General features: G+C 39.3%; 26 protein-coding genes, 1 tRNA gene and 1 riboswitch. Of the genes, 11 read left to right on the top strand and 16 right to left on the bottom strand.

Annotated features, from left to right (window positions below):
• Positions 1–4: 4 nt before the first annotated feature.
• From ilvC to modA, 8 genes are all read right to left on the bottom strand, one after another.
• The gene (ilvC, locus tag ACLIBG_RS05980) at positions 5–1,003 is read right to left on the bottom strand and encodes a ketol-acid reductoisomerase (protein WP_439311839.1); all 999 of its coding nucleotides are present in this window, start codon (positions 1,001–1,003) and stop codon (positions 5–7) included.
• A 49-nt stretch (positions 1,004–1,052) separates the two neighbouring features.
• Positions 1,053–1,568 (bottom strand): acetolactate synthase small subunit, encoded by a 516-nt coding sequence (gene ilvN / locus ACLIBG_RS05975; protein WP_439311838.1) that lies wholly within the window; start codon positions 1,566–1,568, stop codon positions 1,053–1,055.
• Positions 1,565–3,301, bottom strand: coding sequence for a biosynthetic-type acetolactate synthase large subunit (ilvB, locus tag ACLIBG_RS05970; protein ID WP_439311837.1), 1,737 nt, complete (start codon positions 3,299–3,301; stop codon positions 1,565–1,567). The genes ilvN and ilvB overlap by 4 nt, the downstream gene beginning before the upstream one ends.
• A 555-nt stretch (positions 3,302–3,856) precedes the next feature.
• Positions 3,857–4,765 (bottom strand): branched-chain-amino-acid transaminase, encoded by a 909-nt coding sequence (ilvE, locus tag ACLIBG_RS05965; RefSeq protein WP_439311870.1) that lies wholly within the window; start codon positions 4,763–4,765, stop codon positions 3,857–3,859.
• A gap of 291 nt (positions 4,766–5,056) precedes the next feature.
• Positions 5,057–5,224 carry a hypothetical protein gene (locus tag ACLIBG_RS05960; protein ID WP_439311836.1) on the bottom strand — a complete coding sequence of 56 codons (168 nt, stop codon included), beginning with the start codon at positions 5,222–5,224 and terminating at the stop codon, positions 5,057–5,059.
• A 157-nt stretch (positions 5,225–5,381) separates the two neighbouring features.
• The gene (locus ACLIBG_RS05955; RefSeq protein ID WP_439311835.1) at positions 5,382–6,041 is read right to left on the bottom strand and encodes an ATP-binding cassette domain-containing protein; all 660 of its coding nucleotides are present in this window, start codon (positions 6,039–6,041) and stop codon (positions 5,382–5,384) included.
• 24 nt (positions 6,042–6,065) lie between these two features.
• Positions 6,066–6,752, bottom strand: coding sequence for a molybdate ABC transporter permease subunit (gene modB / locus ACLIBG_RS05950; protein ID WP_439311834.1), 687 nt, complete (start codon positions 6,750–6,752; stop codon positions 6,066–6,068).
• A gap of 18 nt (positions 6,753–6,770) precedes the next feature.
• Positions 6,771–7,562 carry a molybdate ABC transporter substrate-binding protein gene (modA, locus tag ACLIBG_RS05945; protein ID WP_439311833.1) on the bottom strand — a complete coding sequence of 264 codons (792 nt, stop codon included), beginning with the start codon at positions 7,560–7,562 and terminating at the stop codon, positions 6,771–6,773.
• A 127-nt stretch (positions 7,563–7,689) separates the two neighbouring features.
• Between modA and ACLIBG_RS05940 the strand changes: the two genes are divergently transcribed.
• Positions 7,690–8,601, top strand: a complete 912-nt coding sequence (locus ACLIBG_RS05940) for a substrate-binding domain-containing protein (RefSeq protein ID WP_439311832.1) — start codon at positions 7,690–7,692, stop codon at positions 8,599–8,601.
• 410 nt (positions 8,602–9,011) lie between these two features.
• Here the strand turns inward: ACLIBG_RS05940 and ACLIBG_RS05935 are convergent, their stop codons facing one another.
• Positions 9,012–9,992 (bottom strand): diaminopimelate dehydrogenase, encoded by a 981-nt coding sequence (locus tag ACLIBG_RS05935; RefSeq protein ID WP_439311831.1) that lies wholly within the window; start codon positions 9,990–9,992, stop codon positions 9,012–9,014.
• A gap of 134 nt (positions 9,993–10,126) precedes the next feature.
• Between ACLIBG_RS05935 and ACLIBG_RS05930 the strand changes: the two genes are divergently transcribed.
• From ACLIBG_RS05930 to ACLIBG_RS05905, 6 genes are all read left to right on the top strand, one after another.
• The gene (locus ACLIBG_RS05930) at positions 10,127–10,372 is read left to right on the top strand and encodes a DNA alkylation repair protein (RefSeq protein ID WP_439311830.1); all 246 of its coding nucleotides are present in this window, start codon (positions 10,127–10,129) and stop codon (positions 10,370–10,372) included.
• A gap of 34 nt (positions 10,373–10,406) precedes the next feature.
• A complete protein-coding gene (locus tag ACLIBG_RS05925; protein WP_439311829.1) occupies positions 10,407–10,559 on the top strand; it encodes a small acid-soluble spore protein P in 153 nt (50 codons plus the stop codon).
• 164 nt (positions 10,560–10,723) lie between these two features.
• Positions 10,724–11,620: an ABC transporter ATP-binding protein gene (locus ACLIBG_RS05920; RefSeq protein ID WP_439311828.1), complete on the top strand. Its 897-nt coding sequence runs from the start codon at positions 10,724–10,726 to the stop codon at positions 11,618–11,620.
• A gap of 59 nt (positions 11,621–11,679) precedes the next feature.
• On the top strand, positions 11,680–12,426 hold the full coding sequence (locus ACLIBG_RS05915; protein WP_439311827.1) for an ABC transporter permease: 747 nt from the start codon (positions 11,680–11,682) through the stop codon (positions 12,424–12,426).
• A 25-nt stretch (positions 12,427–12,451) separates the two neighbouring features.
• The gene (locus ACLIBG_RS05910; protein WP_439311826.1) at positions 12,452–12,904 is read left to right on the top strand and encodes a LytTR family DNA-binding domain-containing protein; all 453 of its coding nucleotides are present in this window, start codon (positions 12,452–12,454) and stop codon (positions 12,902–12,904) included.
• Positions 12,904–13,320: a DUF3021 domain-containing protein gene (locus ACLIBG_RS05905; RefSeq protein ID WP_439311825.1), complete on the top strand. Its 417-nt coding sequence runs from the start codon at positions 12,904–12,906 to the stop codon at positions 13,318–13,320. Before ACLIBG_RS05910 ends, ACLIBG_RS05905 begins: the two co-directional genes overlap by 1 nt.
• A 136-nt stretch (positions 13,321–13,456) precedes the next feature.
• Here ACLIBG_RS05905 and ACLIBG_RS05900 read toward each other — a convergent pair whose 3' ends face one another.
• Entirely contained in the window at positions 13,457–14,125 is a 669-nt protein-coding gene (locus tag ACLIBG_RS05900) for a phosphatase PAP2 family protein (RefSeq protein WP_439311824.1), read from the bottom strand.
• A gap of 441 nt (positions 14,126–14,566) precedes the next feature.
• On the opposite strand from ACLIBG_RS05900, the gene ACLIBG_RS05895 reads away from it, so the two are divergent.
• Together ACLIBG_RS05895 and ACLIBG_RS05890 are read left to right on the top strand one after the other, a co-directional pair.
• Positions 14,567–14,639 (top strand) — tRNA-Ala (locus ACLIBG_RS05895).
• A gap of 279 nt (positions 14,640–14,918) precedes the next feature.
• On the top strand, positions 14,919–15,269 hold the full coding sequence (locus ACLIBG_RS05890; RefSeq protein ID WP_439311869.1) for a hypothetical protein: 351 nt from the start codon (positions 14,919–14,921) through the stop codon (positions 15,267–15,269).
• Between the two features lie 215 nt (positions 15,270–15,484).
• Here the strand turns inward: ACLIBG_RS05890 and ACLIBG_RS05885 are convergent, their stop codons facing one another.
• Positions 15,485–16,417: an NADP-dependent oxidoreductase gene (locus tag ACLIBG_RS05885; protein WP_439311823.1), complete on the bottom strand. Its 933-nt coding sequence runs from the start codon at positions 16,415–16,417 to the stop codon at positions 15,485–15,487.
• 47 nt (positions 16,418–16,464) lie between these two features.
• Entirely contained in the window at positions 16,465–17,487 is a 1,023-nt protein-coding gene (locus tag ACLIBG_RS05880) for an LLM class flavin-dependent oxidoreductase (protein WP_439311822.1), read from the bottom strand.
• Positions 17,488–17,716: 229 nt separating this feature from the next.
• Here ACLIBG_RS05880 and ACLIBG_RS05875 point away from each other — a divergent pair, with 229 nt between their 5' ends.
• Both ACLIBG_RS05875 and ACLIBG_RS05870 read left to right on the top strand, forming a co-directional pair.
• The gene (locus ACLIBG_RS05875) at positions 17,717–18,142 is read left to right on the top strand and encodes a MarR family winged helix-turn-helix transcriptional regulator (protein ID WP_439311821.1); all 426 of its coding nucleotides are present in this window, start codon (positions 17,717–17,719) and stop codon (positions 18,140–18,142) included.
• A 288-nt stretch (positions 18,143–18,430) separates the two neighbouring features.
• Positions 18,431–19,777, top strand: a complete 1,347-nt coding sequence (locus ACLIBG_RS05870) for a glucose-6-phosphate isomerase (protein WP_439311868.1) — start codon at positions 18,431–18,433, stop codon at positions 19,775–19,777.
• Between the two features lie 213 nt (positions 19,778–19,990).
• Here the strand turns inward: ACLIBG_RS05870 and ribH are convergent, their stop codons facing one another.
• The 4 genes from ribH to ribD are packed head-to-tail and all read right to left on the bottom strand — an operon-like array spanning position 19,991 to position 23,455.
• Positions 19,991–20,452: a 6,7-dimethyl-8-ribityllumazine synthase gene (ribH, locus tag ACLIBG_RS05865; RefSeq protein ID WP_439311820.1), complete on the bottom strand. Its 462-nt coding sequence runs from the start codon at positions 20,450–20,452 to the stop codon at positions 19,991–19,993.
• 14 nt (positions 20,453–20,466) lie between these two features.
• Complete coding sequence (locus tag ACLIBG_RS05860) at positions 20,467–21,666, bottom strand: bifunctional 3,4-dihydroxy-2-butanone-4-phosphate synthase/GTP cyclohydrolase II (protein WP_439311819.1); 1,200 nt, start codon at positions 21,664–21,666, stop codon at positions 20,467–20,469.
• Between the two features lie 33 nt (positions 21,667–21,699).
• Positions 21,700–22,356, bottom strand: coding sequence for a riboflavin synthase (gene ribE, locus ACLIBG_RS05855; protein WP_439311818.1), 657 nt, complete (start codon positions 22,354–22,356; stop codon positions 21,700–21,702).
• Positions 22,337–23,455, bottom strand: coding sequence for a bifunctional diaminohydroxyphosphoribosylaminopyrimidine deaminase/5-amino-6-(5-phosphoribosylamino)uracil reductase RibD (gene ribD, locus ACLIBG_RS05850; protein ID WP_439311817.1), 1,119 nt, complete (start codon positions 23,453–23,455; stop codon positions 22,337–22,339). Before ribD ends, ribE begins: the two co-directional genes overlap by 20 nt.
• Positions 23,456–23,685: 230 nt before the next feature.
• Positions 23,686–23,835: riboswitch (FMN riboswitch) on the bottom strand.
• Positions 23,836–23,980: the final 145 nt, after the last annotated feature.

Here is a 23,980-nt window from a genome sequence, read left to right as displayed (position 1 = left end):
TGTTTTATTTCAATGGATTTTTCACAAAAGGCATTAATTCGCGTAGTTCTTTACCTACTTTTGTAATTTGATGCTCATTTTCTTTTGCGTTAATTGCATTATAACGTGGTCTGTTTGCCTGATTTTCCAAGATCCAGTCTTTTGCAAACGCACCGGATTGAACATCTTTTAGTACTTCTCTCATGCGCTCTCTTGTTTCTTCGTTAATTACGCGCGGGCCTGATACAAAGTCACCCCACTGTGCTGTATCCGAGATAGAATAACGCATGTTTTCCAGTCCGCCTTCGTACATTAAATCAACGATCAATTTAATTTCATGCAAGCACTCAAAATAGGCAACTTCCGGCTGATATCCTGCTTCCGTCAATGTTTCAAAGCCCATTTTCACAAGGCTTGTAAGCCCACCGCATAGAACGGCCTGTTCTCCAAATAGATCTGTTTCTGTTTCTTCCTGGAATGATGTTGCTAAAACTCCTGCTCTTGCTGCACCAATTCCTTCTGCATACGCTAAAGAAAGGTCTTTAGCATTTCCGGTGAAGTCCTGGAAAATTCCGTATAGAGCTGGAACACCTGCGCCATCTTCATATGTTCTGCGCACCAAGTGACCAGGACCTTTTGGCGCGACAAGGAAAACATCGACATTTGCCGGGGGTACAACTTGTGAAAAGTGAATATTAAATCCATGAGCAAACGCAATTGCACTGCCCTCTTTTAAGTTATCTTTAATGCTTTCATTGTAAACTTGTGTTTGTAACTCATCCGGTAATAGGATCATTACTACATCTGCCTGGCTAGTAGCCTCTGCAACAGATACTACTTCAAACCCGTCTTCTTCCGCTTTCTGCTGTGATTTACCAGGGCGTAGTCCAACAACAACATCATGCCCGCTTTCACGAAGGTTAAGCGCATGTGCATGCCCTTGGGAACCGTAACCGATAATTGCTATTTTCTTTCCTTGTAATACCTCTTTGTTAATATCTTTCTCGTATAATACTTTTGACATTTGTATACTCCCTTTCTTCTTCCATGATTGGTTTATATATTATTTTATTTTAAACAGAGTAGGAATTTATCTCTGTTATCTGCGGTTGATGTCCTCTTAAAAAGGCTGTAACTCCGGTTCTTGCAATTTCTTTAATACCATATGGCCGTAGAAGCGTAATCAGTGCATCTACTTTATCCGGCTTCCCAGTTACTTGGATAGCCAAGCTGTCTTTGCTAATATCGATGACGGTTGCACGGAATGGTGAAATGATTCCTTGGATTTCAGCACTTAATTGCGGATTGCTGGCTACTTTGATTAAAGCTAATTCCCGTGCGACCATTGCCTTATCGGTAATATCAGAAACTTTAAGAACATCAATTTGTTTGTTCAACTGCTTCGTTAATTGTTCTGTCTTCTGGTGATCACTTACTTCAACAACGAGCGTCATTTTGGAAATTCCTGTTGCTTCCGTTTTACCAACTGAAATACTTTCAATATTAAATTGTCTTCGCTGCAGCATTCCCGTAATTCGATTGAGAACGCCGCTGCGATCTTGAACAGTAGCAGTTATGATTCGCTTCATTTCGTCACTCCTATCATCTCGTGAATTCCTTTACCAGGAGCAATCATAGGATAAACTTTCTCTTTCTTAACAATGCGACAATCGACAACAACTGGCCCTTCATACGAGAAAATATCGTTCAAAACAGAAGGAACATCCTCTTCTTTGTCAACTTTCACACCACGAATACCATAGCTTTCAGCCAGTTTAACAAAATCAGGATTCATATCAAGCAAGGATTCGGAATATCTTTCCTCGTAAAAGCTTTCCTGCCATTGTCTAACCATACCAAGTGCTTGGTTATTAAGAATAATTATTTTAATTGGCAAGTTCCACTCTTTAACAATCATCAATTCTTGCAAATTCATTTGAAACCCGCCGTCCCCGGATATGGATATTACGAGATCATCCGGTGCACCAAACTGGGCTCCTATCGCTGATGGAAAACCAAAACCCATTGATCCAAGACCACCGGAGGTTACCCAGCGATTCGGCTTATCAAATTTATAATATTGTGCTGTCCACATTTGATGCTGACCCACATCCGTTGTAACGATGGCTTCCCCGTTCGTAATTTTATGAATCTCTTGCAATACCCACTGCGGAGCAATCAACTCTTCAGGTCTCTCATGCCATAGCGGATAGTTTTCTTGATTTTTTTGCAAATGAGCTTTCCATTCTTGGTGATCCGGCATATCAACACTTGTGTTTAATAAAGCCTTCAACGCTTCCTTCGCATCGGAAACAACAGGTATGGCTGTTGCAACGTTTTTGCCGATTTCTGCCGGATCGATATCTATATGAGCTACTTTTGCATTCGGCGCAAAGTGCTGCAAATCACCTGTTAGTCGGTCATCAAATCTCGCACCGATATTTATAAGCAAATCACATTCATATAGAGCCATATTTGCAGCATACGTACCATGCATCCCGCCCATTCCCAACGAAAGCGGGCTAGACCCCGGGAAGCTTCCCAAGCCGAGCAACGTATTTGTGATTGGCAATTCATACTTTTCTACAAATTGCTGCAACTCTTCAGAGGCTTTTGAAAATACTACGCCGGCGCCTGCAAGCACAAGCGGTTTTTTCGCCTTACTCAATGCTTCAGAAAGCTTAATGATTTGTAATGGATTCGGCTTGGTTGTTGGTTGATACCCAGGTAGATAAAAATCTTTTTTAAACGATTTCCCGGAAACCTCTTCGGAAATGTTTTTTGGAATATCAATGACAACTGGCCCTGGTCTTCCGGTTGATGCAATATGAAATGCTTCACTCACAATTCTCGGCAAATCTTCAAGATTTTTCACTTGATAATTATATTTTGTAATCGGTGTTGTGATTCCTAGCACATCCGATTCCTGAAAGGCATCCGTACCGATCACTTTGTTTGCAACTTGGCCTGTAAAAATAACAAGTGGCAAAGAATCGATCATGGCATCTGTAATACCGGTAATTAAATTGGTTGCCCCGGGTCCAGATGTAGCCAATACAACTCCCGGTTTACCTGTTACCCTTGCATACCCTTCTGCGGCAAATATTGACCCTTGTTCGTGACGGGACAATATATGCTTGAACGAAGCTTCATCGTTGCGGTAGAGTGCATCATAAATCGGTAAGACTGCCCCACCCGGATAACCAAATATTGTATCAACATTGGCTTCAACAAGTAATTGCACTAAAAGGTCCGCACCTGTCATCGGCTGTTTCATAGTCTTTGGCATAGGCTCCTTTTCAACTTCTAGTTTCATTCTCATTTCTGATCCACTCCTCCTTAAAGGATATATAGTACTGTTTTGGATTTATCAAAAACAATTATCATAAACTCCAGCGAACTCTTCTCCTGTGAGAAAAATACAAAAAAACCCTTTTCTTCCCTAAACCCGCATATTTGCAGAATTTTTGGGGAGAAAAGAGTTATCTTTTCACGGTACCACCCAGGTTGTTCATAGCATCCTTGCGAATACTACCTTATGAGGCTTTACTTACAGCCCGCTTTGATAACAGGTGCACATAACTGCACCCGGCTAAGCATATTAGGATGTTTTCCGTTCAACTTAGCACTCAGAGATGATGTCGGAATAAAATGTAATTCTAGGCTTCCAGCAACCCTAGATCTCTGTAATTACACGACTAATTATTCCTTTTGTCCCGTCATAGAGTTCTATCATATTTAGTTTATAAATATATATGGCATTTTAATTTTTATTTTCCAACAATTCTGCGTTAAAAGTATCTTACATCTATAGTATACAGTATAACCAATTTTATTACATTCTTTATAAATAATCAACAGCTATTATGAAATGTTTTTAACTTACTTCAATTGATTTCTTGTTTTCCGGATAACATTGAACACCGTCCGTCAAAACCAACTTACGGAATGCTTCTAACAGGTGCTTTGTCGTGTCACCTGGTTTTCCGTCACCAATTTTCCTATTATCTACTACCACTACAGGTATTACTTCAGCAGCTGTACCGGTTAAAAACACTTCATCAGCTACATAGACATCGTGAAGCGTAAACGGTTTTTCTTCGAGTTCGTACCCGAGCTCCTCAGAAACTTCAATAATAACGTTTCGCGTGATACCTTCTAATGCTCCTAAGTATACAGGGGGCGTTGAGATTTTTCCATTCTTTACAATGAAGATATTGTCGGCAGAACCTTCTGTGACATAACCTTGATCATTTAAAATCAATGCTTCATCTGCATCCGCTTGAACAGAAGCAAGCTTCACTAATATATTATTTAAATAATTCAAAGACTTAATCTGTGGATTTAAAACATCTGGACGACTTCTGCGATTTGCCACTGATGCCACCTTGAGCCCATTTTCATACAATTCGCTAGAGTAAATCGCGAGTGCTTCCGCTATAACAAGTACGGTTGGCATCGGGCAATTTCTGGGATCCAATCCTAAATCGCCAGCACCTCTAGAGATGACTACGCGAATATAGGCGCTGGATAACTCATTTTTGCAAACAGTTTTAACAATAATTTGTTTAAGCTCCTCCTTAGTGTATGGAATATCCAACATAATTGAATGGGCTGATTCATATAATCGATCTATATGTTCATCAAGCTTAAAAATATTGCCACTATAGACGCGAATACCTTCAAAAACGCCGTCTCCATACAAAAAGCCGTGGTCAAAAACAGAGATGACAGCATCGTTTTTATTTACGAATTGACCATTTAGAAAAATTAACTGATTGCTCAGCGTCAGCACTCCTTTCTATATATATTTAACTCAATTATTTAATAATTAATATTGACGACAATCATACAACGATTTAACAGAAGAGTCAATATGTCAGCAGCACAACTTTAAAACAATTTCATAATTTAAAAAACACCTTCTATATGGTTGCGCTTACAACATTACAGTGTGAATAACAGCGCATTTTCACAAAAACGACACATTTATTACATTAATTACCACATAGTTGGTTGGACGAAAAAATACGATATATTACCCATCCGGAAATATATCGTTTTCGCGTTTTCTATTTTAATCGAGCAAGCGATTATTTTGATCAACAGACATTATTCTTGTTGGTGTTGTATTAGAACGGATCCCCTTTCCATGGCAAACACTGCATTCGTACTGCCATCCTTCATCATCTGCAAGCATACCGGCTCCGTCACACGCTTTACAAGGTTGTTTATGTGCACTCATTGTACATTCTCCTTCACAATAGTATGGAATTTACTTTTTGAGCTATCTTGTTACCCCATATAAACAGCTGCGTCAAGAAAGCCCTTCTTCTATTATCAGTTTTCGATAATCCAGAGTATTTATGCACAATAATTGTTTTCTTTCTCACTTTCAGTAACTATAATCTAGATGGTGTTTGTGTATTTTCTTTCAATTCAGCCGATGTCACCAATTTTCCATCCTGTACATAAATGATACGATCTGCAAGTTTGTTCGCTTCTTCAATATTATGAGTAACGAGAAGTATCGGTATTCCCCAACGTTTACGTAAATACAATAATTCTTCATGAGCTTTCATTCGTGTAATGTCATCAAGGGCAGAAAAGGGTTCGTCCAATAAAAGTAATCTTGGTTCGGTTGCAAGCGCCCTAGCAAGCGCTACTCGTTGTTTTTCACCACCAGATATTTCATGGGGATACTTTTTTATTAAATTTTCAATACGCAATTCATGGACTATTCGTTCACCTAATTTTTGATTGCGCATGCCGTACGAAACATTCCCCCACACGGTTTTATGTGGAAATAGCGCGTAATCCTGAAACAGATAACCGATATTCCGTTTCTGTACCGGAACGAGCGATTTTGCATTTTTTACAAACACGCTATCGTTTAGTTGAATGTTCCCTTGATCCAATGCGGTCAAGCCGGCAATACTGTTTAAAATCGTCGTCTTTCCCGATCCTGACGGCCCAACCAACGCAATAATTTCATCCCCCGCGTGAAATCGAACGTCTAATGTAAAATGGGGCATTTTTTTGGATATGTTTACAGTGAGCATCAAAATCCATCTCCCGCAGTTCTTTTATTTATTGGCATGTTTCATCATATTTTTCGCGCTCCACCAATTTAGCCATAAAATTGCAGTAAACCCAAGCACTACAATACTAACCACCCAAAATTTCGCCGTCACCATATCACCAGATTCAACCGCAAAATAAATAGCCAACGGAATCGTATCAGTCACGTTAGGGATGTAACCAGCGATCATTAATGTTGCTCCAAACTCACCGAGTGCTCTGGCAAAAGCCAGCACTAACCCCGCAAGCAAACCAGGCCAAGCAAGAGGAAAGGATATCGTCCAGAACACCTTCCATCTGGAAGCACCCATTGTTAAAGCAGCATTTTCCGTATTTCGATCATACTGCTGAAACGCTGCTGAAGCACTTTGATACATTAACGGAAAGGACACGACAATTGCAGCGATAATAGCTCCGTACCATGTGAAAACAACTTGAAAATCAAAGTACTGCAACAATAACTTTCCAATAATCCCTTGCTTCCCAAATAAATAGAGCAGGCCAAAGCCTACAACAGTGGGCGGAAGAACGAGCGGTAGCATAATGACCGCTTCGACAACACTTTTACCGGGGAAGGTATTTCTAGAAATGAACCGGGCGAATAACACCCCTGCTATGAATGTGCATATCGTTGCAATACCAGCTGTTTTTAAAGATAGAAACAGCGGAGAGAGACTAACTTCATCCACCATCGATCACCTGCCGCCGCATTATTTGTCAAAACCATACTTATGTAGAGTGCCTTGAGCCGATTCAGAAAGCAAAAATGCAAGAAACGCTTCCGCCTCTTCCTTACTTTCGCTATCAGAAACTACTGCACCAGAATAAATAATCTTTTTATGTAACGTTGCATCGACCTCAGCTAAAATCGTTACGTTATCTGAAATGAGTGCATCGCTTTTATAGACGAATCCTATGTCTGTATTTCCTGTTTCTGTGTAGGTCAACACTTGACGCACATCTTTAGCCAGAACATATTTATCTTTCAGCTTTTCCCACAAGTCCATATTTTTCAATGCTTCTTGTGCATATTGTCCAGCCGGAACGCTCTTCGGATTGCCTACCGCAATCTGATCAATCTTATCCGTATCGATATCTGGCACGGTTTGGATTGGCAGCGAAGCTTCTTTCCTTCCGATCAAAACTAATTGATTCCCTGTAATTTCTCGTCGTGAATCCGTATTAATCAAACTCTTTTCAGCAAGCGTATCCATCCAACGTTCATTAGCCGTTATAAACACATCTGCTGGCGCACCTTGCTCAATTTGTTGTGCTAGTTTTCCTGATCCAGCAAAGTTTAAGGTAATATCCACTGCATGATCGTTTTCATACGTTTCTTTTACTTCCTTCATCACATCCGCCAAACTAGCAGCAGCAGATACAGTGATTGCAATAGGTTCAGCTCCTGAAGCGTTGTTTGAATCTTTTGATTGATCCACTTGGTTACAAGCAACTGTAACTAACACGGTAACAACCAACACAATTACTATCTTCTTATTCATATCCAACACCAGCTTTGCTATATTTAGTTATGTTTAGTTATAATTAAATATAACTAATTATAGCTAGAGAAAATATTTTTGTAAATGTTAACATGGAATTAAATGAGTATCGCTGGAGGCTTACAACATGTCACAAAACGAACCCCTAACGACGGAAGAAGTGGCAACTATTTTAAAAGTGTCTAAACTTACCGTATATGACTTAATTAAAAAAGGAGAACTCCCTTCCTATCGGGTTGGTCGGCAAATTCGCGTTGACGCCAATGAATTGGAAGAGTATAAATCGAAAGGAAAAAAATCTCGTGCAGGTTCCCGATTAGGGGCAGTGAGTGCGTCCGAAACTCGAACGATTATTATTAGTGGCCAAGACAACAGCCTCGATATATTAGCAAGGGAAATGGATGAGAAATTGGAGAATTACCGTTTCTTACGCTCTCATGCAGGCAGCCTTGATAGCCTTATCGAATTATATAAAGGAAACGCCGATGTTGTAAGTACCCATCTGCTTGACGGGGATACTGGCGAATATAATGTCGCATATGTCCGGAAATTGCTTGTAAGCAAATCATTTATTATTGTCAATCTAATTGCGAGACAAGCCGGTTTATATGTTGCAAAAGGCAATCCAAAAAACATACAAAATTGGAATGATTTAATCCGAGCCTCTATCAAGGTCATTAATCGTGAAGCCGGTGCGGGTGCTCGTGTACTGCTTGATGAACAACTGCGCATCAACCAAATAGAACGGACTCAAATTAACGGTTATGGAAATGAACGAACTAGCCATATGGCTATCGCTGGCATGATAGCAAGCGGAGATGCGGATGTGGGAGTAGGTATTGAACAAGTAGCAAAAACAGTGCCAATTGATTTCATTCCGTTAATTACGGAAAGTTATGACTTAGTAATGGAGAAAACAAAAAACAACACATTCGTTCCTGACATATTAAATATGTTGCAATCAAAAGCTTTCCAAGCGAAACTTGCTTCTCTTGGATATGATACGAGCCGAACTGGGGAAATTGTGTATGAGCAATAGGTGATGGAGGTGGCGATGGTGTGGACGGATTGGTTTTGTCAGAAAAATAACATGCCTTATCATGGGCGAGTTATTCATTTCTGTAAATGGCACACTCGCTAGATTAATTTAAATTGTGAGGCTTGTTATTAATTGTCTAGCGAATGGTTTTCTGTTTGATGCGTGGTGCTCAATGCTTGACGCGCGATACTCATTGTTTGATGCGCGGTACTCACCACTTGACGCGCGATACTCATTGTTTGATGCGCGGTGCTTACCACTTGACGCGCGATGCTCATTGTTTGATGCGCGGTGCTTACTGAGCGACGCGCGATCCTTTGCTTCTAACCAATGCTACAAAAGCAAACTAACGATAAAAAGAACCGGTAATCGCCGGTTCTTTCCCATGAAGTATAGATTTGCACTATCTATTATAAATAATCTTTCATTAACTCCGCTGCAGATTTTGGATGCAAATAGCCAGGACCTATATCGTAGCAAGTCTTTGCACCTGTCTGGCCTTCCTTATTCAACCGATGAGCAGCTCGAGCATAAGCAACTAGGACACTAGAAGTAAATGCCGGGTTACTATTCAGATTTAAGCTGAACTCATAAATTTGATTAGTACCTTCACCTGTTTGCCCGCTATGGATGATAAATCCGCCATGCGGCATGGCAGCATGGTCTTTTTTAAGCTCTTCCTCTGTAATAAAGTTTACAGTCGTCTCATATTCGTCAAAATAATTCGGCATCGTTTTAATCGTTTTTTCAATCTGCTCTTTGCTTGCCCCGTCTTCCGCAACGATGAAACATTCTCGCTTATGCCTTTCACTTTTAGATGCTTTCGGGTTTTCACCGTTGCGTACTTTTTCGATTACTTCATCTGAAGGAAGTGTATATTGCACACCTGCCTTCACACCTTCCACTCGGCGAACTGCGTCGGAATGTCCCTGACTCAATCCTTTCCCCCAAAAGGTATACGTTTCCCCTTTTGGTAACACAGCTTCTGCCATGACCCGATTTACAGAAAACAGCCCCGGATCCCAACCGACCGAAATAACACTCGTTTTACCACTCTTCTTTGCCACTGGATCAACGGAGGCGAAAAATTCTGGTATCTTTGCATGTGTATCATAACTGTCTACCGTATTAAACATAGCGGCAAACTCAGGTGTTTGTTCCGGCAAATCAGTTGCTGATCCACCGCACAAGATCATCACATCAATTTTATCTTGAAAATTTTTCGCTTCATCAATATGTAAAGACGCTACATTCGGATCAAGTGTGTCAACTGCTCCACGTCTTGAAAACACAGCAACAAGCTCCATGTCCGGTTGCTGACTGATCGAAGCTTCAGCTCCTCTCCCCAAATTGCCATAACCTACAATTCCTACTTTAATTTTACTTGTCATCCATATCCCTCCAATTAAAAACGTTTACAGGCATTTATTTTATAGTATCGTTTTTTATTTATGTGTGCAATGCTGACACTCTTTTTCATAATCACCTAAAAATGGTGGAATACTACATGAAGGAGGTGTTCTTCATGTCCAATGCCTATCGTTGTCCGAACTGCAAAACAAACCGGACAAGATTCAATATGATTGAACAAGTCAATCGCCCGGTTAAGCTTGACCCCCAAACTGGTGCGATTACGGATGAATTTACATCAGATAACATGAATCCCTTCCACATGGCCTATAATGGACCAAAATACCGCATCCAATGTGGTGCCTGTGGGCTGATTGAAAACGAACGAACCTTTAAACAATTTGCCACATATGATTCATGATTAAGATAACACTCTTGTTAGGGGGTGAGTAACAATGGGAGGAAAACCGAAAGGACCGAAGCAAAAAAAAGATCCGGACTTGCCACAAAGTCCAAAACAACCGTACGGAGAACCACTCAGTGGATCTCATAAAGTGAAAAACAAAAACCATTCTCGTCAGAAAAAAGACGCTTCGCATGATATGTAATTCTGGCGGCAAGGCATTATTGCCCTTGCTGCTTTTTTCCTTTTTAAACATATCCCCCATTTCCATCATCTTATTCCAAATATCAATCATGTTATGTACATTACGAATTAAAAAAACTCTTCTTCATCCATAATGAAGTTATTCGATGAAGGAGGTTGCATTGTATGTTGCATATAGACAATGTCTCGAAAAAATACGGAAAAGAGACCGCATTAGATGGAGTGTCCCTATCCATTCCTGCAGGTATCTGCTTTGGGCTGGCAGGTCCGAATGGCGCAGGAAAATCAACTCTATTAAAAATCATCACTTCCATTATCCAAAGTGATGGTGGAACAATGAAATTTCATCAAAAGAAACTACAGCAAATAAAACAAAAAATCGGCTATGTTCCTCAAGAAATTTGCTTGGAACAAAGTTTAACTGCCTTACAAAATCTATATTTCTTCGGGCGTTTATATGGGCTAAGAAAATTCCATTTAAAACAACGCGCAGAAACGGTTCTTGCTTATATTGGATTAGCAGAACGAGGAAATAATAAAGTTTCCACTTTTTCGGGTGGAATGAAACGCCGTTTAAATATCGGCTGTGCACTTATGAATGAGCCGGAAGTTATCATTATGGATGAACCAACTGTAGGAATCGACCCACAATCGAGACAATATATTTTCGATATGATTGAGAAGCTAAAGCAGGAAGGACGTACGGTAATATACGCAAGTCATTATATGGAAGAAATTGAAAAAGTATGTGATGAAGTCGCATTTATTGACCATGGTAAGATCGTTGAAAGTGGACCTGTCGATGAACTGCTCATCAAGTACGCTACTCCGTCCGTTTACGTTGAAGGGCAACGCATTGATGAAAAATTGCTTGAATCAGTCGGGAATATACACCGAAAACAAGATGGCTTTTTAATTATGACAAGAAATCCATTACTGGCGATGGAAAAAATTCTGGTGAACTGTAGAAAGCAAGCTTCCCCATTGAAAAAAATTGAACTTGTTCAACCGCGAATGGAAGATGTATTTTTCTCACTAACAAGTCGTACGCTGCGTGAGTAGTCAATTGCATAAAACCGCCTCTCATGACTCATCTGAAATATACAAAGGAGTGAAAGAAAATGTTGGCCATTTTAAAACTTGAGCTATTAAAAACGATGCAAGATCGCGGCATTTATTTTTGGACTTTTATTTTACCAATTATTTTTACCGTTTTATTTATATCCGTGTTAACTTCAGGAGTAGAAAAAACAATTCAGGAACAAATGATTGTTTCCATTATCCCAGGATATGCGGTCATGTTCGTGTTCTTTATTATGATCACCATGGTTTCTACATTTATAAAAGACCGTGATAACGGGATGACTGCAAGACTTGCAAGCACGCCACTTTCACCGTTTCAATATTTACTCGGAAAATGGATTCCTTACATGATCATTGTTTTAATCCAGATCACTGTTTTACTGCTGTTTGGTAAACTCGTTTATGATGTTCCGCTCCGTGAACCGTTATTATTAGTCATACTAGCCATCTTTTTAACGTTTACGGTGACCGGGCTTGGAATGGCGCTCGCACTTATCGCCAAGACCGATAATATGGGAATTGCTGTTACACAAGTGATTGCGCTCGGCGGTGCCGTAATCGGAGGACTATGGATGCCTATTGACATGATGCCGGAAATCATAAAAACAATAAGTAAATTTTTGCCACAATACTGGGCACATCAGGCTTTTACCAACACAATGACAGGTACAATCCAGTATTCCGATTTTGCCTTAGCTATTTCCATCCTGTTTGCATTCGGTATAATAGGATTTATTACAGCATTTGTTCGCTATCCACATTTTTTAAAACTAGCGAAAAATTAGCGCTACCCACAGTGGGGGGATTAGAGTGAAAGTAAACATTGATATTGATGACAGACACGAGGATACGTCCATCACCATTCAAGCTAAGGAATGGACAAAAGAACTGGAAGATATCGTCTCCATGATTAAAAAACGAAAACCGCAGCGGCTCTTTGGTATTTCCGATGAGCAAACGGTATTGCTTGATCCATCGAAAATAGACTATATTTATGCAGAAAACAGAAAAGTCTTTGCCGTGATGGGTAATAAGCGGCTAGAAATTAAAATGAAGTTATACGAAGTAGAAGAGGCTTTGGCAGGACATGACTTTATGCGTTTTTCAAAATCAGTCATCGGAAACATTAATCAAATTCAACGATTCGAGCTATCGTTCAATGGAAATCTGTGCGTTTTCTTTCAAAGTGAAAATAAAGAGTATATTACAAGAAAATATGTGGCTCCTATAAAAGAAAAGTTGGCAACGGGAGGGATGGACTAATGTTTACGACTATTGAAGTTATAAAAAGAAGTATGCTCGGCATTGCTTATGGCGGTATATTTACATTTATCTTTTTAACGATTGCCATGATCAACAACTTAAATACGAATATACCCGTTATTTGGAAATCCATGCTCGCCAGTTTCATTCTCGGTATTTTCTTTGGGGTTGCTTCTTTTATATTTGAACATGACAATTGGAGCCCGTTAAAGAAGACAATCATTCATTTCAGCTTGTCCATTGCCTGTTATTTTTCCATTGCCCTATTTATTGGGTGGATTCCATTAAAGGTTCAACCCATTTTAATCAGCATTATCATTTTCATTGTAATCTATGTGATTTTTTGGTTTTCCTACACAATATATTTCAAGAAGCTGGAGGCGAGTTTAAATGAAGATTTATCGAGAAGAAAATAACTTTTTCCTGGAACAGACCTTCGATAAACATCTTTCTTAGCCTCCATATCCCCGGCTTCAGCCTATTAAGAGGAAAAGAAGCTTGCCAATAAACATTAAATCCTTCATAACCTGACAGGTAATGAAGGATTTTTATTTATCGTAAATAAAACCGGTATTTATTTGTTTTTGGGATATAAAAGAAATATAGACATATAAAAAACCATGACAGGGATATGATAATTGCACCAATCACATCTGTAGCAAAATGAGCATCAAGATAAATACGACTTACAGCAACAGCTACCAACAGTCCAGTGAGTATGACGCAAGCAACGACTTTTAATGCTAAGCTATTAATATAACGAACTGCTAAGTATATTAAAAACAAAAACAATATCGTAGCACGCATTGCATGCCCACTTGGAAAACTGTAGGACTGCATGTCAAATGAAATATTAAACACTTCTATATAACTTGCTTCTTCTCCCGGACGTTCCCTCTGGATCATCATTTTTAATAAAAAGTTTAAAATAACCGCCCCAACCGACAGCGTAAAAAAGAAGAAAAAATGGCGCCAGTGTCGTTTCCATAGAAAAATCAGGCCTAACACTACAGTAATGAGCAAGATCATTTCACTTGAACCGATCAATGAAATAAAATGCATTGCCTCCGTAAAAAGTGGTGCTGTATATTGCTCCATCCAATAGGCGATATTTTCATCTATTAAAAACCCTTGCATGCCCGAGGCTAATAACGCAACAATGATAAATAAAAATAAAAATAAACCGGAAGTGATCAACAATGACTTCTTTCTCTTCCCCAACCGCATTCTATCACCTATTCTTTCTACTATGCTGTTAAGTCCAACACTTTTCAAAAAAAGCGTAAGCGCCCTGGTCAGCCTCAGGCATAGCTTAAGCAAGAAATCGTAGTGGCGTTTATTGCCGCGAAGAGTTATTGCTTAAGACCTTGAGGGGCTGGACGCTTACACTAGACAGCTATGCACAAAATTCTATACTTTCTGACCTATTTAAAAATCTTTGCCACGGCCTTTTGGTTTTAAACGGCGCTTTAACTTCACGAGGCTGTGCATTTGTGCGTACATTCCATTCTCGGAGGCTCGCGTAATTAAAAACCTAATACAACTTAACCATATTTTTTCGAACAGCTAACCGAAATTATATCACCTTTTCACACAAAATCATTCTTTTATAGTTGAAAAAAATTAAAAAAGCACTATAATAATAGTTGTGTTCATTTTTGCGGGGCATTAGCTCAGTTGGGAGAGTGCTTGCGTGGCACGCAAGAGGTCACCGGTTCAAGCCCGGTATGCTCCATTATTATAAACGCTTATACATCAATATGTATGGGCGTTTTTGTTTTGTTGAAGTTGTCAGATTTAAGGTGTGGTTGAAAAGCTTTTGAATAACGCAATTAACTCTCAGCTTGACCACGTAAAACAACATTCAAGCGCACTTAAATGCTGGTCATAGTTAGTTAACTGACACAGTCTACATTTATGCGTTTAATTGAAAGGTATTATCTTATTAATTAGTGTTATATTTTAATACATCTTGCAAAAGATAGAATAATAAATATAGAAAGAGTGGTTGAGTATAATGTTAAAACATGTTTCTAATGGATATGTAGCAAATAAATTAATAAAAAGCAGCTTGCCAAAAGTGAAAAATGACGACAAAGCAGCTAAACAGTTTGAAGAAGGGTTTAATTTGTCAAGGAACACAATGAGATTTGCTGGACTTTTAGAATTAATTGGTTCCGTATTTTTGTTAATGTCTGTATTCGGAAAAATATTCGTTAGAATTGGTGCGGTTTTAGTAAACATCGTTCTTCTTGGGGCAGTTTTCAAACACTTTCAAGCTGGTCATGGCGTGAAGGGAGCCAAAAGCGCATTAAAATTGTTTGGTTTAAACACGCTTAATTTCATTGAGACTTTCCGAAAGTAATTTTAATGAAGTGCCAGGTACAGAAGTATTCAGAATAACCTCTGCACCTGGCACTTACTTGTCTGATGCAACTTGATTATGAGCCGGTTTCTGATATATCAGGTATTCCACAATCTTCTATGTTCTACCCTGATAGTTAAGCACCTAGCAAGTTTCATAATTCCTTTTTTCAAGCGTTCGAGATAAACGACTTTAAAGTCATTCTTACAATTCTTTTACTGTACCTCTAGGTCAATGACTACTTTTCCCCGTGCGCGACGTGTCGTTGTTTTTTGTAGAGCATCTAGAGCATTAGCAAATGGATAGATTTTTTCGATGGTTAGTTGTATTTCATTCTTTTTAATTTGTTCCATTAGCGTTGTTAGTTCTTGCTTAATGTCAACCTGGTGAACAAGGGGATGTATAGAGATATTACGCTCACTACTCAGTTGATAATCTGAAACTGGCACGACAACACCACCGTCTTTAACCGCTTCTATGCTAGTCATTCCAGTGTTTGGTTGTATAGCTAGAGCAGCATCTACACCACCTGGCCTCCATTCCTGCACTTGATTTTGCCACTGAGGGTCCTGATAATCGACAGTAAAGTCGGCGCCAAGTGAACGCATATAGTCATGGTTTTTTAATGACGCAGAACTGGCAACTTGAATTCCTCGCTTTTTCGCCAATTGAATTGCGAATGTTCCTATAGCGCCAGATGCACCAGCAATGAATAAAGAATCACCTTGTTCTAGAGGCAAGTAATGAAACGCTTTTAAAACCGTATTACCGGCGACCGGAATCGCTGCTGCCGTAGTGAAATTCATATCATCAGGAATATTTAAAATTAAGGCGTCCTTAGAAACAACCGCATATTCAGCCCATACTCCACCTTTTGGTTGCATCATGCTTACGAAAGCGATCCGTTGGCCAGTGGAGAATCCGACGGCTTGAGTCCCCACTTCCTCAATGATCCCTGCAGCTTCAATGCCAATCGGATAAGGGAATTGCATGTCTTTAGGCAAGAAGTAGCCATCATGAATACCGACACCTATTGCACAGATACGAACGAGTAATTCGTTCGCTTGAATTTTCGGTACGCGTACTTCTTCTTGAGAAAACGTCGCATCCGCTTCACTTTTTTTTACAATTGCTTTCATCATGTTCATAAATAAATTCCTCTCTTAAATCCTCGAGATTATTTTGCATGACTCTCTTAAATAGATTCTGCACTTGCAGATAAATTAAATGCTTCTGCCAACAACGAATATGATTTATGACGTGCTTCTTTATCTGTAATCATATTAGCGACCATTATTTCATCTACTTCTGCTTCCTTTGCTATTTGTTCTAATTGTTTTTTTACACTTTCGGCACTACCGATAATAAACTTATTTTTGTTTTGCTCACGCGCTAACGTTTCTTCTTTTGTATACTTGTGTGCGCGAGCTTCCTCTAATGTTGGTGGTCCATATTTATATTGCCCTGTCATCCACCGTGCCCACTGCAACTCTGCAGGTCCTGCTATGTCTCCTGCCTCTTCATCTGTATCAGCGCAAATGACAATGATTGATAGCATACTATACGGTTGTGCCAAATATTGTGAGGCATTAAAGTTTTCACGGTATTTTTTTAACATTGATACCGCCCAATCAGGATTAATTTGACCCGCAAAGGCAAAACCTACCCCTAATTGGGAAGCAATTTGCATACCTCCATCACTGGATCCAAGCATGAATATCTCTGGTCTTAACGATGGGTCAGGCGATGCATTTATATTTTGATATGGATGACCTTCTGGAAATTCGCGATTAAAAAATGCAAAGATCTCCATCAATTGATTCATCATCGCTTCTCCAGTTAACGGTTCATGGTTATTCCTTAAGGCTGCATTGGTAATTCCGTCTGTACCTGATGCCCTCCCCATTCCTAAATCAATCCGACCCGGGTGTAATGCCTCAAGGATAGAAAAGTTCTCAACTACTTTCAAAGGACTATGGTTCGGTATCATAATTCCACCAGAACCAATACGAATATTCTTCGTTAGAGCTGCTGCATGTGCGCTTAGCAAATCGGGGGACGTACTCATTTGAAACGTTGCATTATGATGTTCTGCAAACCAATACCTCGTATAGCCTAAACGGTCTGCCAACTTCACTAGTTCTGTCGAGTTTTGCAATGATTGTGATGGTGTTTCATCATTATAAATCGTTGCTAAATCGAGTATCGACAACTTCATTTATAAAACCTCCCGTGTTCTTTAGGTAAATATGTATAAATCAATCACGTGTCTTTCCTATTAAATAATATTTAGTACACTAATTAAAACGCACATAAATAATAATGTCAACCAATCCTATTACTTGATAAATATGACTAGTATAATCAAACAAAAGGCAGGCTGTTTTGACCACCTCATCATCAATTGATATAATTATGTTACTAACAATTAACAGGAGAAGTATAGCATGATTGAAAATGAAATAAGAGAATTATTGCAAACATTAAATAAGCAAACACGAAGAAAGTATGCCGAAAAATTTCGTGATATTAATCTTCACGTAGGACAAGAATCTGCATTATGTGTTTTATGGGAAGAAGACGGGATTACCCAAACTGAACTGAGAAAGCAAATTGGGTGTGAAGCATCCACGTTAAGCAATATGTTAAGAAAACTAGAACAAAATAATATTGTCTATCGCAAACAAGCGGAAAATGACGCCAGAAGCATAAATGTATTTTTAACACAAAAAGGCAAGGAGCTACAAGAACCAGTGTCAAAGATTTGGGAGACTCAACAGACGAAGCTGCTCGAAGGAATATTACCCGAGGAATTATTACTCATGCGCCGGATTTTACAACAAATGACAAGCAATATGATGAAAGCGAATTAATTTATCGAACGCTTCGCAACTTGCATTAAAACCTCTCAAACATTCGTGCGCTTTTTCAACAAACATTGACACTCTACATCTCCCCTTCGCTACATGAAATCCGCTGTATATCATTACCTAAACGTCTGCAGTATAGTGTGTTGCTGTAGACGTTTTCTGTTTCTTTATTTAGAATGAATACTAAAGCAATGATTTCAATTACTAACCTGTATGTCGAGATAGAAATCACACGGATGTTTCACCGTAATAAAACTGTTTTTCAATACAATTTTACAGGGGGAGTTCAAGATCACACACATTACACTGAATTACGATTATGCAACAGATTTCTTTGACATAACTGAACTGCGGCAATGGAATGATGCTGTTCAATCAGCACATGACCACTTACATAACAAAACAGGTTTGGGGAATCAATTTTTAGGCTGGATCGACCTGCCCGTAGCCTATGACCAAGCTGAATTTGCACGCATAAAGGAGTGCGCAAAAAAAATACAAGATGACTCAGATGTATTGCTCGTAATTGGCGTAGGAGGCTCTTATTTGGGAGCTCGAGCAGCGATTGAAATGCTGACACATACATTTAGCCATCATCTTTCCAAAAAAAAGCGACAAGCACCAGAAGTCATATTTGTTGGTCATCATTTGAGCTCGACATATATAAGCGAATTAATGGATATTCTCAAAAATAAAGATGTTTCAATTAATGTTATTTCCAAAAGCGGGACAACGACAGAGCCTGCAATCGCCTTTCGTATCTTTAAAGAAATGATTGAAAAAAAATACGGAAAGGTAGAAGCCAGCAAGCGTATCTATGTCACAACTGACAAGGAAAAAGGAGCATTGAAATCAATTGCAGATCAGGAGATTTATGAAACATTTGTTATTCCTGATGATATTGGTGGGCGCTATTCGGTATTAAGTGCGGTTGGTTTATTACCGATTGCCTCCAGTGGAATTTCCATTGATCAAATGATGCAAGGAGCTCAAGCAGCCAGAAAAGAATTATCAAATCCTACGCTTGAAGATAACCCGGCTTATCAGTATGCAGCAATTCGAAATATTTTATATAACAAGGGAAAAACAATCGAAATACTCGTTAACTATGAACCACAATTACACTATTTTGCTGAGTGGTGGAAACAACTATTTGGAGAAAGTGAAGGAAAAGATGGAAAAGGGGTCTTTCCTGCCTCTGTAAACAATACTACAGACCTTCATTCACTTGGACAATATATTCAAGATGGGCGTCGCGATCTTTTTCAAACGATCTTATCTGTAAGTGAACCGAAAAAGGAAATAAAGGTGGAAAAATCAGAGACGAATGAAGATGGTCTAAATTACTTATCAGGAAATACAATTCATGAAATAAACCAAAAAGCATTGCAAGGTACACTGCTTGCTCACAAACAAGGTGGCGTTCCAAATCTAGTCATTGAATTGCCGGAATTGGATGCTTATTCATTCGGTTATGCTGTCTACTTCTTTGAAAAAGCCTGTGCATTAAGTGGTTATTTATTAGGGGTAAACCCATTCGATCAGCCTGGTGTCGAAGCATATAAAGAAAATATGTTTGCATTATTAGGAAAACCCGGATTTGAAAAAAGAAAAGCACAATTGGAGAAAGATATATAGAACTACATGCGCCCGACTTGGAGACGGAAAACCTGCACCAGTCGGGCACTTTAACTTCTGCACTTCTTTTGTTTATCTCTCTTTACTCCGCTTAATTACTTTTTCCTAAGCTTTTTTTGGCTTTCATCTACCATATCAACGACGTCCTGCTCAAACAATAAGCCTAAATGTGGTTTTAATTAAAATGTGAATTTATACCTTTTTACATCCAAATCATATTTCCTTTAATAAATTAGCCATTTCAATGGCGGCAACTGCTGATTCCGCCCCTTTATTTCCTGTCTTTGTACCTGCACGTTCCAGTGCTTGCTCTATCGTATCGGTTGTCAATACACCAAAAATGATCGGTTTTTCGTATTGAAGCGATACACTGGAAACCCCTTTAGAAACTTCCCCACAAACATAATCAAAATGAGGTGTTGACCCTCGAATAACAGCACCAAGGGCAATAACTGCATCATAGTCCTTTTTCGCCAACCGTTGTGCTGTCAATGGAATTTCAAATGCCCCTGGCACCCATACGACATCCACCTGCTCCTCTTTAACGCCATGGCGTTTTAATGCATCGACTGCCCCTGTCAATAAGTTACTTGTAATGAAATCATTGAATCTGCTTACAACAACCCCTATATTAAGGTCTGTCCCGATGACACTTCCCTGAATCACTTTATCCATGATAATCCCTCTCCTTATTGATGAAAATTCAGCAGGTGCCCCATTTTTTCACATTTGGCATGCATATACATTCTATTTTCATTTCGCAATTCCACCTCGATCGGAAGGCGTTTATTAACCCTTATTCCAAATGACTCTAATGCTGTAATTTTAGCCGGATTATTCGTCATTAAATTAACTTGGTGGATGCCTAAATCCTTTAAAATTTGTGCACTAAGCCAATAATCCCTCATATCCGATAAAAACCCTAATTGTTCATTTGCCTCTACCGTATCCAAGCCTTCATCCTGTAACTCGTATGCACGTAATTTATTGATTAACCCAATCCCCCGACCTTCCTGACGCATATAAATTAAAACACCACGGCCTGCTTTTTCTATTTCGGCAAGTGATTGATGTAGTTGTGGTCCACAATCACAACGATATGAGCTAAAAACATCGCCTGTCAGACATTCCGAATGAATTCGCGTGAGGATCGTGCTTTCGGAATTAATATTTCCTTTTACAAGTGCTATATGTTCCTTTTCATCTATATCGTTCGTATAACCTACCATATTGAATGCACCATATTCGGTAGGTAAAGTAGTCATAACCTCCCGTTTCACGTGCTGTTCATGCTTTTTCCGATACATCATCAAATCTTTAATCGTAATTATTTTAAGATCAAATTCAATAGCCATCTTTAATAAATCGGGGACGCGTGCCATCGTCCCATCCCCATTTATAATTTCACAAATGACTCCCGAAGGAAATGCACCGCAAAGTTTTGCCAAGTCTACTGCCGCTTCTGTATGCCCGGAACGAGTCAATACACCACCATTCTTTGCGATGAGTGGGAAAACATGGCCGGGCCTTCTAAAGTGTTCAGGTTTTGCGTTGGTGTCTATCAACATCTTGATTGTATCTGCGCGCTCCTTCGCACTTATTCCAGTTGTTGTATTTTTATAATCAACACTCACAGTAAAAGCAGTGTCGAATGGATCCGTATTTTCCTGCTCCATCATTGGAAGCTTCATTTCCGCTGCTAGGTCGTTAGTGATCGGCATACATACGAGCCCTTTTCCATGGGTTATCATAAAATTGATTATTTCCGGTGTCACTTTTTCTGATAATGTGACGAGATCTCCTTCATTTTCCCGATCCTCATCATCGACTGCAATTATTGGTTTACCTGCTTTTAAATCGGTCATTGCCTCCTCGATCGTATGAAACATATACAAACACCTCCGTCATTTTCCGACTCCACATCATTCATTAATGAAGCCGGTGTTTTTCAAAAGTTCTTCGTTAATTCCATTTGTTTGATTGGATAGTCGGGCACGAAGCATGTGCTGCACATATTTCCCTAGCATATCGTATTCAATATTCACGATATCACCTACCGATTTTTGCCCGAGCGTCGTTTCTGCAACGGTATGAGGAATAAGCGAAATCGTAACTATATTCGAACGTACATTAAATATGGTAAAGCTAATGCCATCGACTGCAATCGAGCCTTTTTCCAGAATAAGATCGAGAGATTCAGTCGATACTTTAATATCATAGTAAACAGCATTTGCCGTCTTTTCCTTCCTCATCACTTCACCAACACCGTCGATATGACCAGAAACAAAATGCCCGCCAAATCTACTATCCGCCCTCATTGCGCGCTCTAAATTTACTTCCGATCCTGTTATCAGGTCGTTTAAAGATGTCGACTTAATTGTTTCCGGCATTACATCCACTTGAAAGTCATTGGAAGAAAAGGTTGTCACCGTTAAACAAATCCCATTTACAGCGATGCTGTCCCCAATTGTTACATCTTCCAAAACCTTCACGGCCCCAATAGTCATTGTTATCGATTGTTCAGATGTTTTCTGTATCGTTTTTATGTTTCCTTTTTCCTCAATAATCCCCGTAAACATCGCTATCCGTCCTTTCAGGCACAGCTGTAATTTTAATATCCTCTCCAACTCTTTCCACATTGTCGATACTCAAATTCCAGCTATCCGCTATAGATTGAAAACCTTCACCAGCAATGGAAGGGGCTGCTTTTTTACCGCCAAGCAGCTTTGGGGCAATATAAGCAATCAACTGATTTATTCGCTTTTCTTTTAAAAATGAACCATGAATTTCCGCACCGCCTTCTACAAATAAAGACATGATCCCATTCTGCCCTAATATTTTCAGTACTTCTTTAATAGATACCGTTTCAGTTTCCAATGTGATGATTTGTATACGCTCGTGTTTTGCATACATCTTCTTTTGTTTTTCCGACACATGACAACCTGTAAAAATCCACGTATCGGACTCCTTATCTGTAATAACTTTTGCATGAACTGGCGTGCGCAAATGCGTATCCAAAATGACCCGTACCGCATTTTTTCCTCCGTTTGGCAAACGAGTGGTAAGACTTGGATTATCAACTATTACTGTATTAACACCCACAAGGATGGCATCATGCAAGTGCCGATGGTGGTGCACATCTAGACGTGCCTCTTTCCCGGTTATCCATTTGCTCTCCCCAGTGACTGTTGCTGTCTTACCGTCTAAGCTAGTGGCTGTTTTAACAGTGACAAAAGGTGTTTTTGTCTCTACAAAATGAGAAAATGCTTCGTTCATTTTCTGCGCTTCTTTGTGTGAAACACCAACATCTACTTCTATCCCTGCCTTTTCTAGGGCAACTATCCCCTTACCTTTTACCCTTTCATTCGGGTCGACCATTGCAACAACAACCCTTTGCACACCCATTTCGATAATCAGATCCACACACGGAGCCGTTTCACCGTAATGACTGCACGGTTCCAATGTTACATATAAAGTAGCTCCCATTGCTTTTGATCCAGCCATTTGTAATGCATACACTTCCGCATGGGCATTTCCGGCCTTTAAATGAGCGCCAAAACCTAAAACCTCCCCTTTTCTAACGACAATTGCACCAACTGGAGGATTCGGACTTGTTTGCCCATAAGCCATGTTCGCAAGTGACAAAGCAAAATTCATGTAATAATGATCGTTTAACATAGCTCTCCTTTCTGTTTTTGCATAATAAAAAGCCCCTGAATACACTTCAGAGGCGTTAGGATCGAATTTTAAGATAAGCAAGCAAAATAAATAGACTTCTAGTCAATGGACATTTATGTTTGAAATAAACGTATTATTACGCATTTCACTCCGGACAACAGAACGTTTAAAAATAAATACTACTATCCGTATCATTAATAAATGCCCACTATTAGATGCTTGACTATCCAAAATTCCTTCTCCCATCCAGACTATAACTGTCGGTCCCGGACTTTCACCAGGTCCACCGCTTGGCATAATGAGCCGCACGGGTCACGGACTAAGAAGCTAGACGCTTCATCACCGTCGGTTGGGAATTGCACCCGACCCCGAAGGAATAATTTCAAGTATTCAGTTTTCATATTAGTTTAACATTCTTTTTGTAAAAGTAAATACTATTAATTAAGTATTTTGATTCCAGTTAACTGAAATTTGAATTTCAAAGATAGGACTTAAAACTTTATAAACGATGTTTATTCACGTTAT

It is taken from the genome of Virgibacillus sp. W0181 (assembly GCF_051846915.1).
Taxonomy (GTDB): domain Bacteria; phylum Bacillota; class Bacilli; order Bacillales; family Amphibacillaceae; genus JBPYCR01.
The sequence above is the reverse complement of the archived record's forward strand: the minus strand, read 5'-3'. Positions and strand labels throughout refer to the sequence as shown.

What these genes read in the sequence shown, in the direction of transcription:
- ilvN (WP_439311838.1), bottom strand. Translation starts at nt 1,568, where the DNA reads ATGAAGCGAATCATAACTGCTACTGTTCAAGATCGCAGCGGCGTTCTC.
- ilvC (WP_439311839.1), bottom strand. Translation starts at nt 1,003, where the DNA reads ATGTCAAAAGTATTATACGAGAAAGATATTAACAAAGAGGTATTACAA.
- ACLIBG_RS05960 (WP_439311836.1), bottom strand. Translation starts at nt 5,224, where the DNA reads ATGAGTGCACATAAACAACCTTGTAAAGCGTGTGACGGAGCCGGTATG.
- modB (WP_439311834.1), bottom strand. Translation starts at nt 6,752, where the DNA reads ATGGTGGATGAAGTTAGTCTCTCTCCGCTGTTTCTATCTTTAAAAACA.
- ACLIBG_RS05935 (WP_439311831.1), bottom strand. Translation starts at nt 9,992, where the DNA reads ATGACAAGTAAAATTAAAGTAGGAATTGTAGGTTATGGCAATTTGGGG.
- ACLIBG_RS05860 (WP_439311819.1), bottom strand. Translation starts at nt 21,666, where the DNA reads ATGTTTCATACGATCGAGGAGGCAATGACCGATTTAAAAGCAGGTAAA.
- ACLIBG_RS05920 (WP_439311828.1), top strand. Translation starts at nt 10,724, where the DNA reads ATGTTGCATATAGACAATGTCTCGAAAAAATACGGAAAAGAGACCGCA.
- modA (WP_439311833.1), bottom strand. Translation starts at nt 7,562, where the DNA reads ATGAATAAGAAGATAGTAATTGTGTTGGTTGTTACCGTGTTAGTTACA.
- ACLIBG_RS05885 (WP_439311823.1), bottom strand. Translation starts at nt 16,417, where the DNA reads ATGAACATGATGAAAGCAATTGTAAAAAAAAGTGAAGCGGATGCGACG.
- ribH (WP_439311820.1), bottom strand. Translation starts at nt 20,452, where the DNA reads ATGGATAAAGTGATTCAGGGAAGTGTCATCGGGACAGACCTTAATATA.
- ACLIBG_RS05940 (WP_439311832.1), top strand. Translation starts at nt 7,690, where the DNA reads ATGTCACAAAACGAACCCCTAACGACGGAAGAAGTGGCAACTATTTTA.
- ACLIBG_RS05915 (WP_439311827.1), top strand. Translation starts at nt 11,680, where the DNA reads ATGTTGGCCATTTTAAAACTTGAGCTATTAAAAACGATGCAAGATCGC.
- ACLIBG_RS05955 (WP_439311835.1), bottom strand. Translation starts at nt 6,041, where the DNA reads ATGCTCACTGTAAACATATCCAAAAAAATGCCCCATTTTACATTAGAC.
- ACLIBG_RS05925 (WP_439311829.1), top strand. Translation starts at nt 10,407, where the DNA reads ATGGGAGGAAAACCGAAAGGACCGAAGCAAAAAAAAGATCCGGACTTG.
- ACLIBG_RS05880 (WP_439311822.1), bottom strand. Translation starts at nt 17,487, where the DNA reads ATGAAGTTGTCGATACTCGATTTAGCAACGATTTATAATGATGAAACA.
- ACLIBG_RS05875 (WP_439311821.1), top strand. Translation starts at nt 17,717, where the DNA reads ATGATTGAAAATGAAATAAGAGAATTATTGCAAACATTAAATAAGCAA.
- ilvB (WP_439311837.1), bottom strand. Translation starts at nt 3,301, where the DNA reads ATGAGAATGAAACTAGAAGTTGAAAAGGAGCCTATGCCAAAGACTATG.
- ACLIBG_RS05905 (WP_439311825.1), top strand. Translation starts at nt 12,904, where the DNA reads ATGTTTACGACTATTGAAGTTATAAAAAGAAGTATGCTCGGCATTGCT.
- ribE (WP_439311818.1), bottom strand. Translation starts at nt 22,356, where the DNA reads ATGTTTACGGGGATTATTGAGGAAAAAGGAAACATAAAAACGATACAG.
- ACLIBG_RS05930 (WP_439311830.1), top strand. Translation starts at nt 10,127, where the DNA reads ATGTCCAATGCCTATCGTTGTCCGAACTGCAAAACAAACCGGACAAGA.
- ribD (WP_439311817.1), bottom strand. Translation starts at nt 23,455, where the DNA reads ATGTTAAACGATCATTATTACATGAATTTTGCTTTGTCACTTGCGAAC.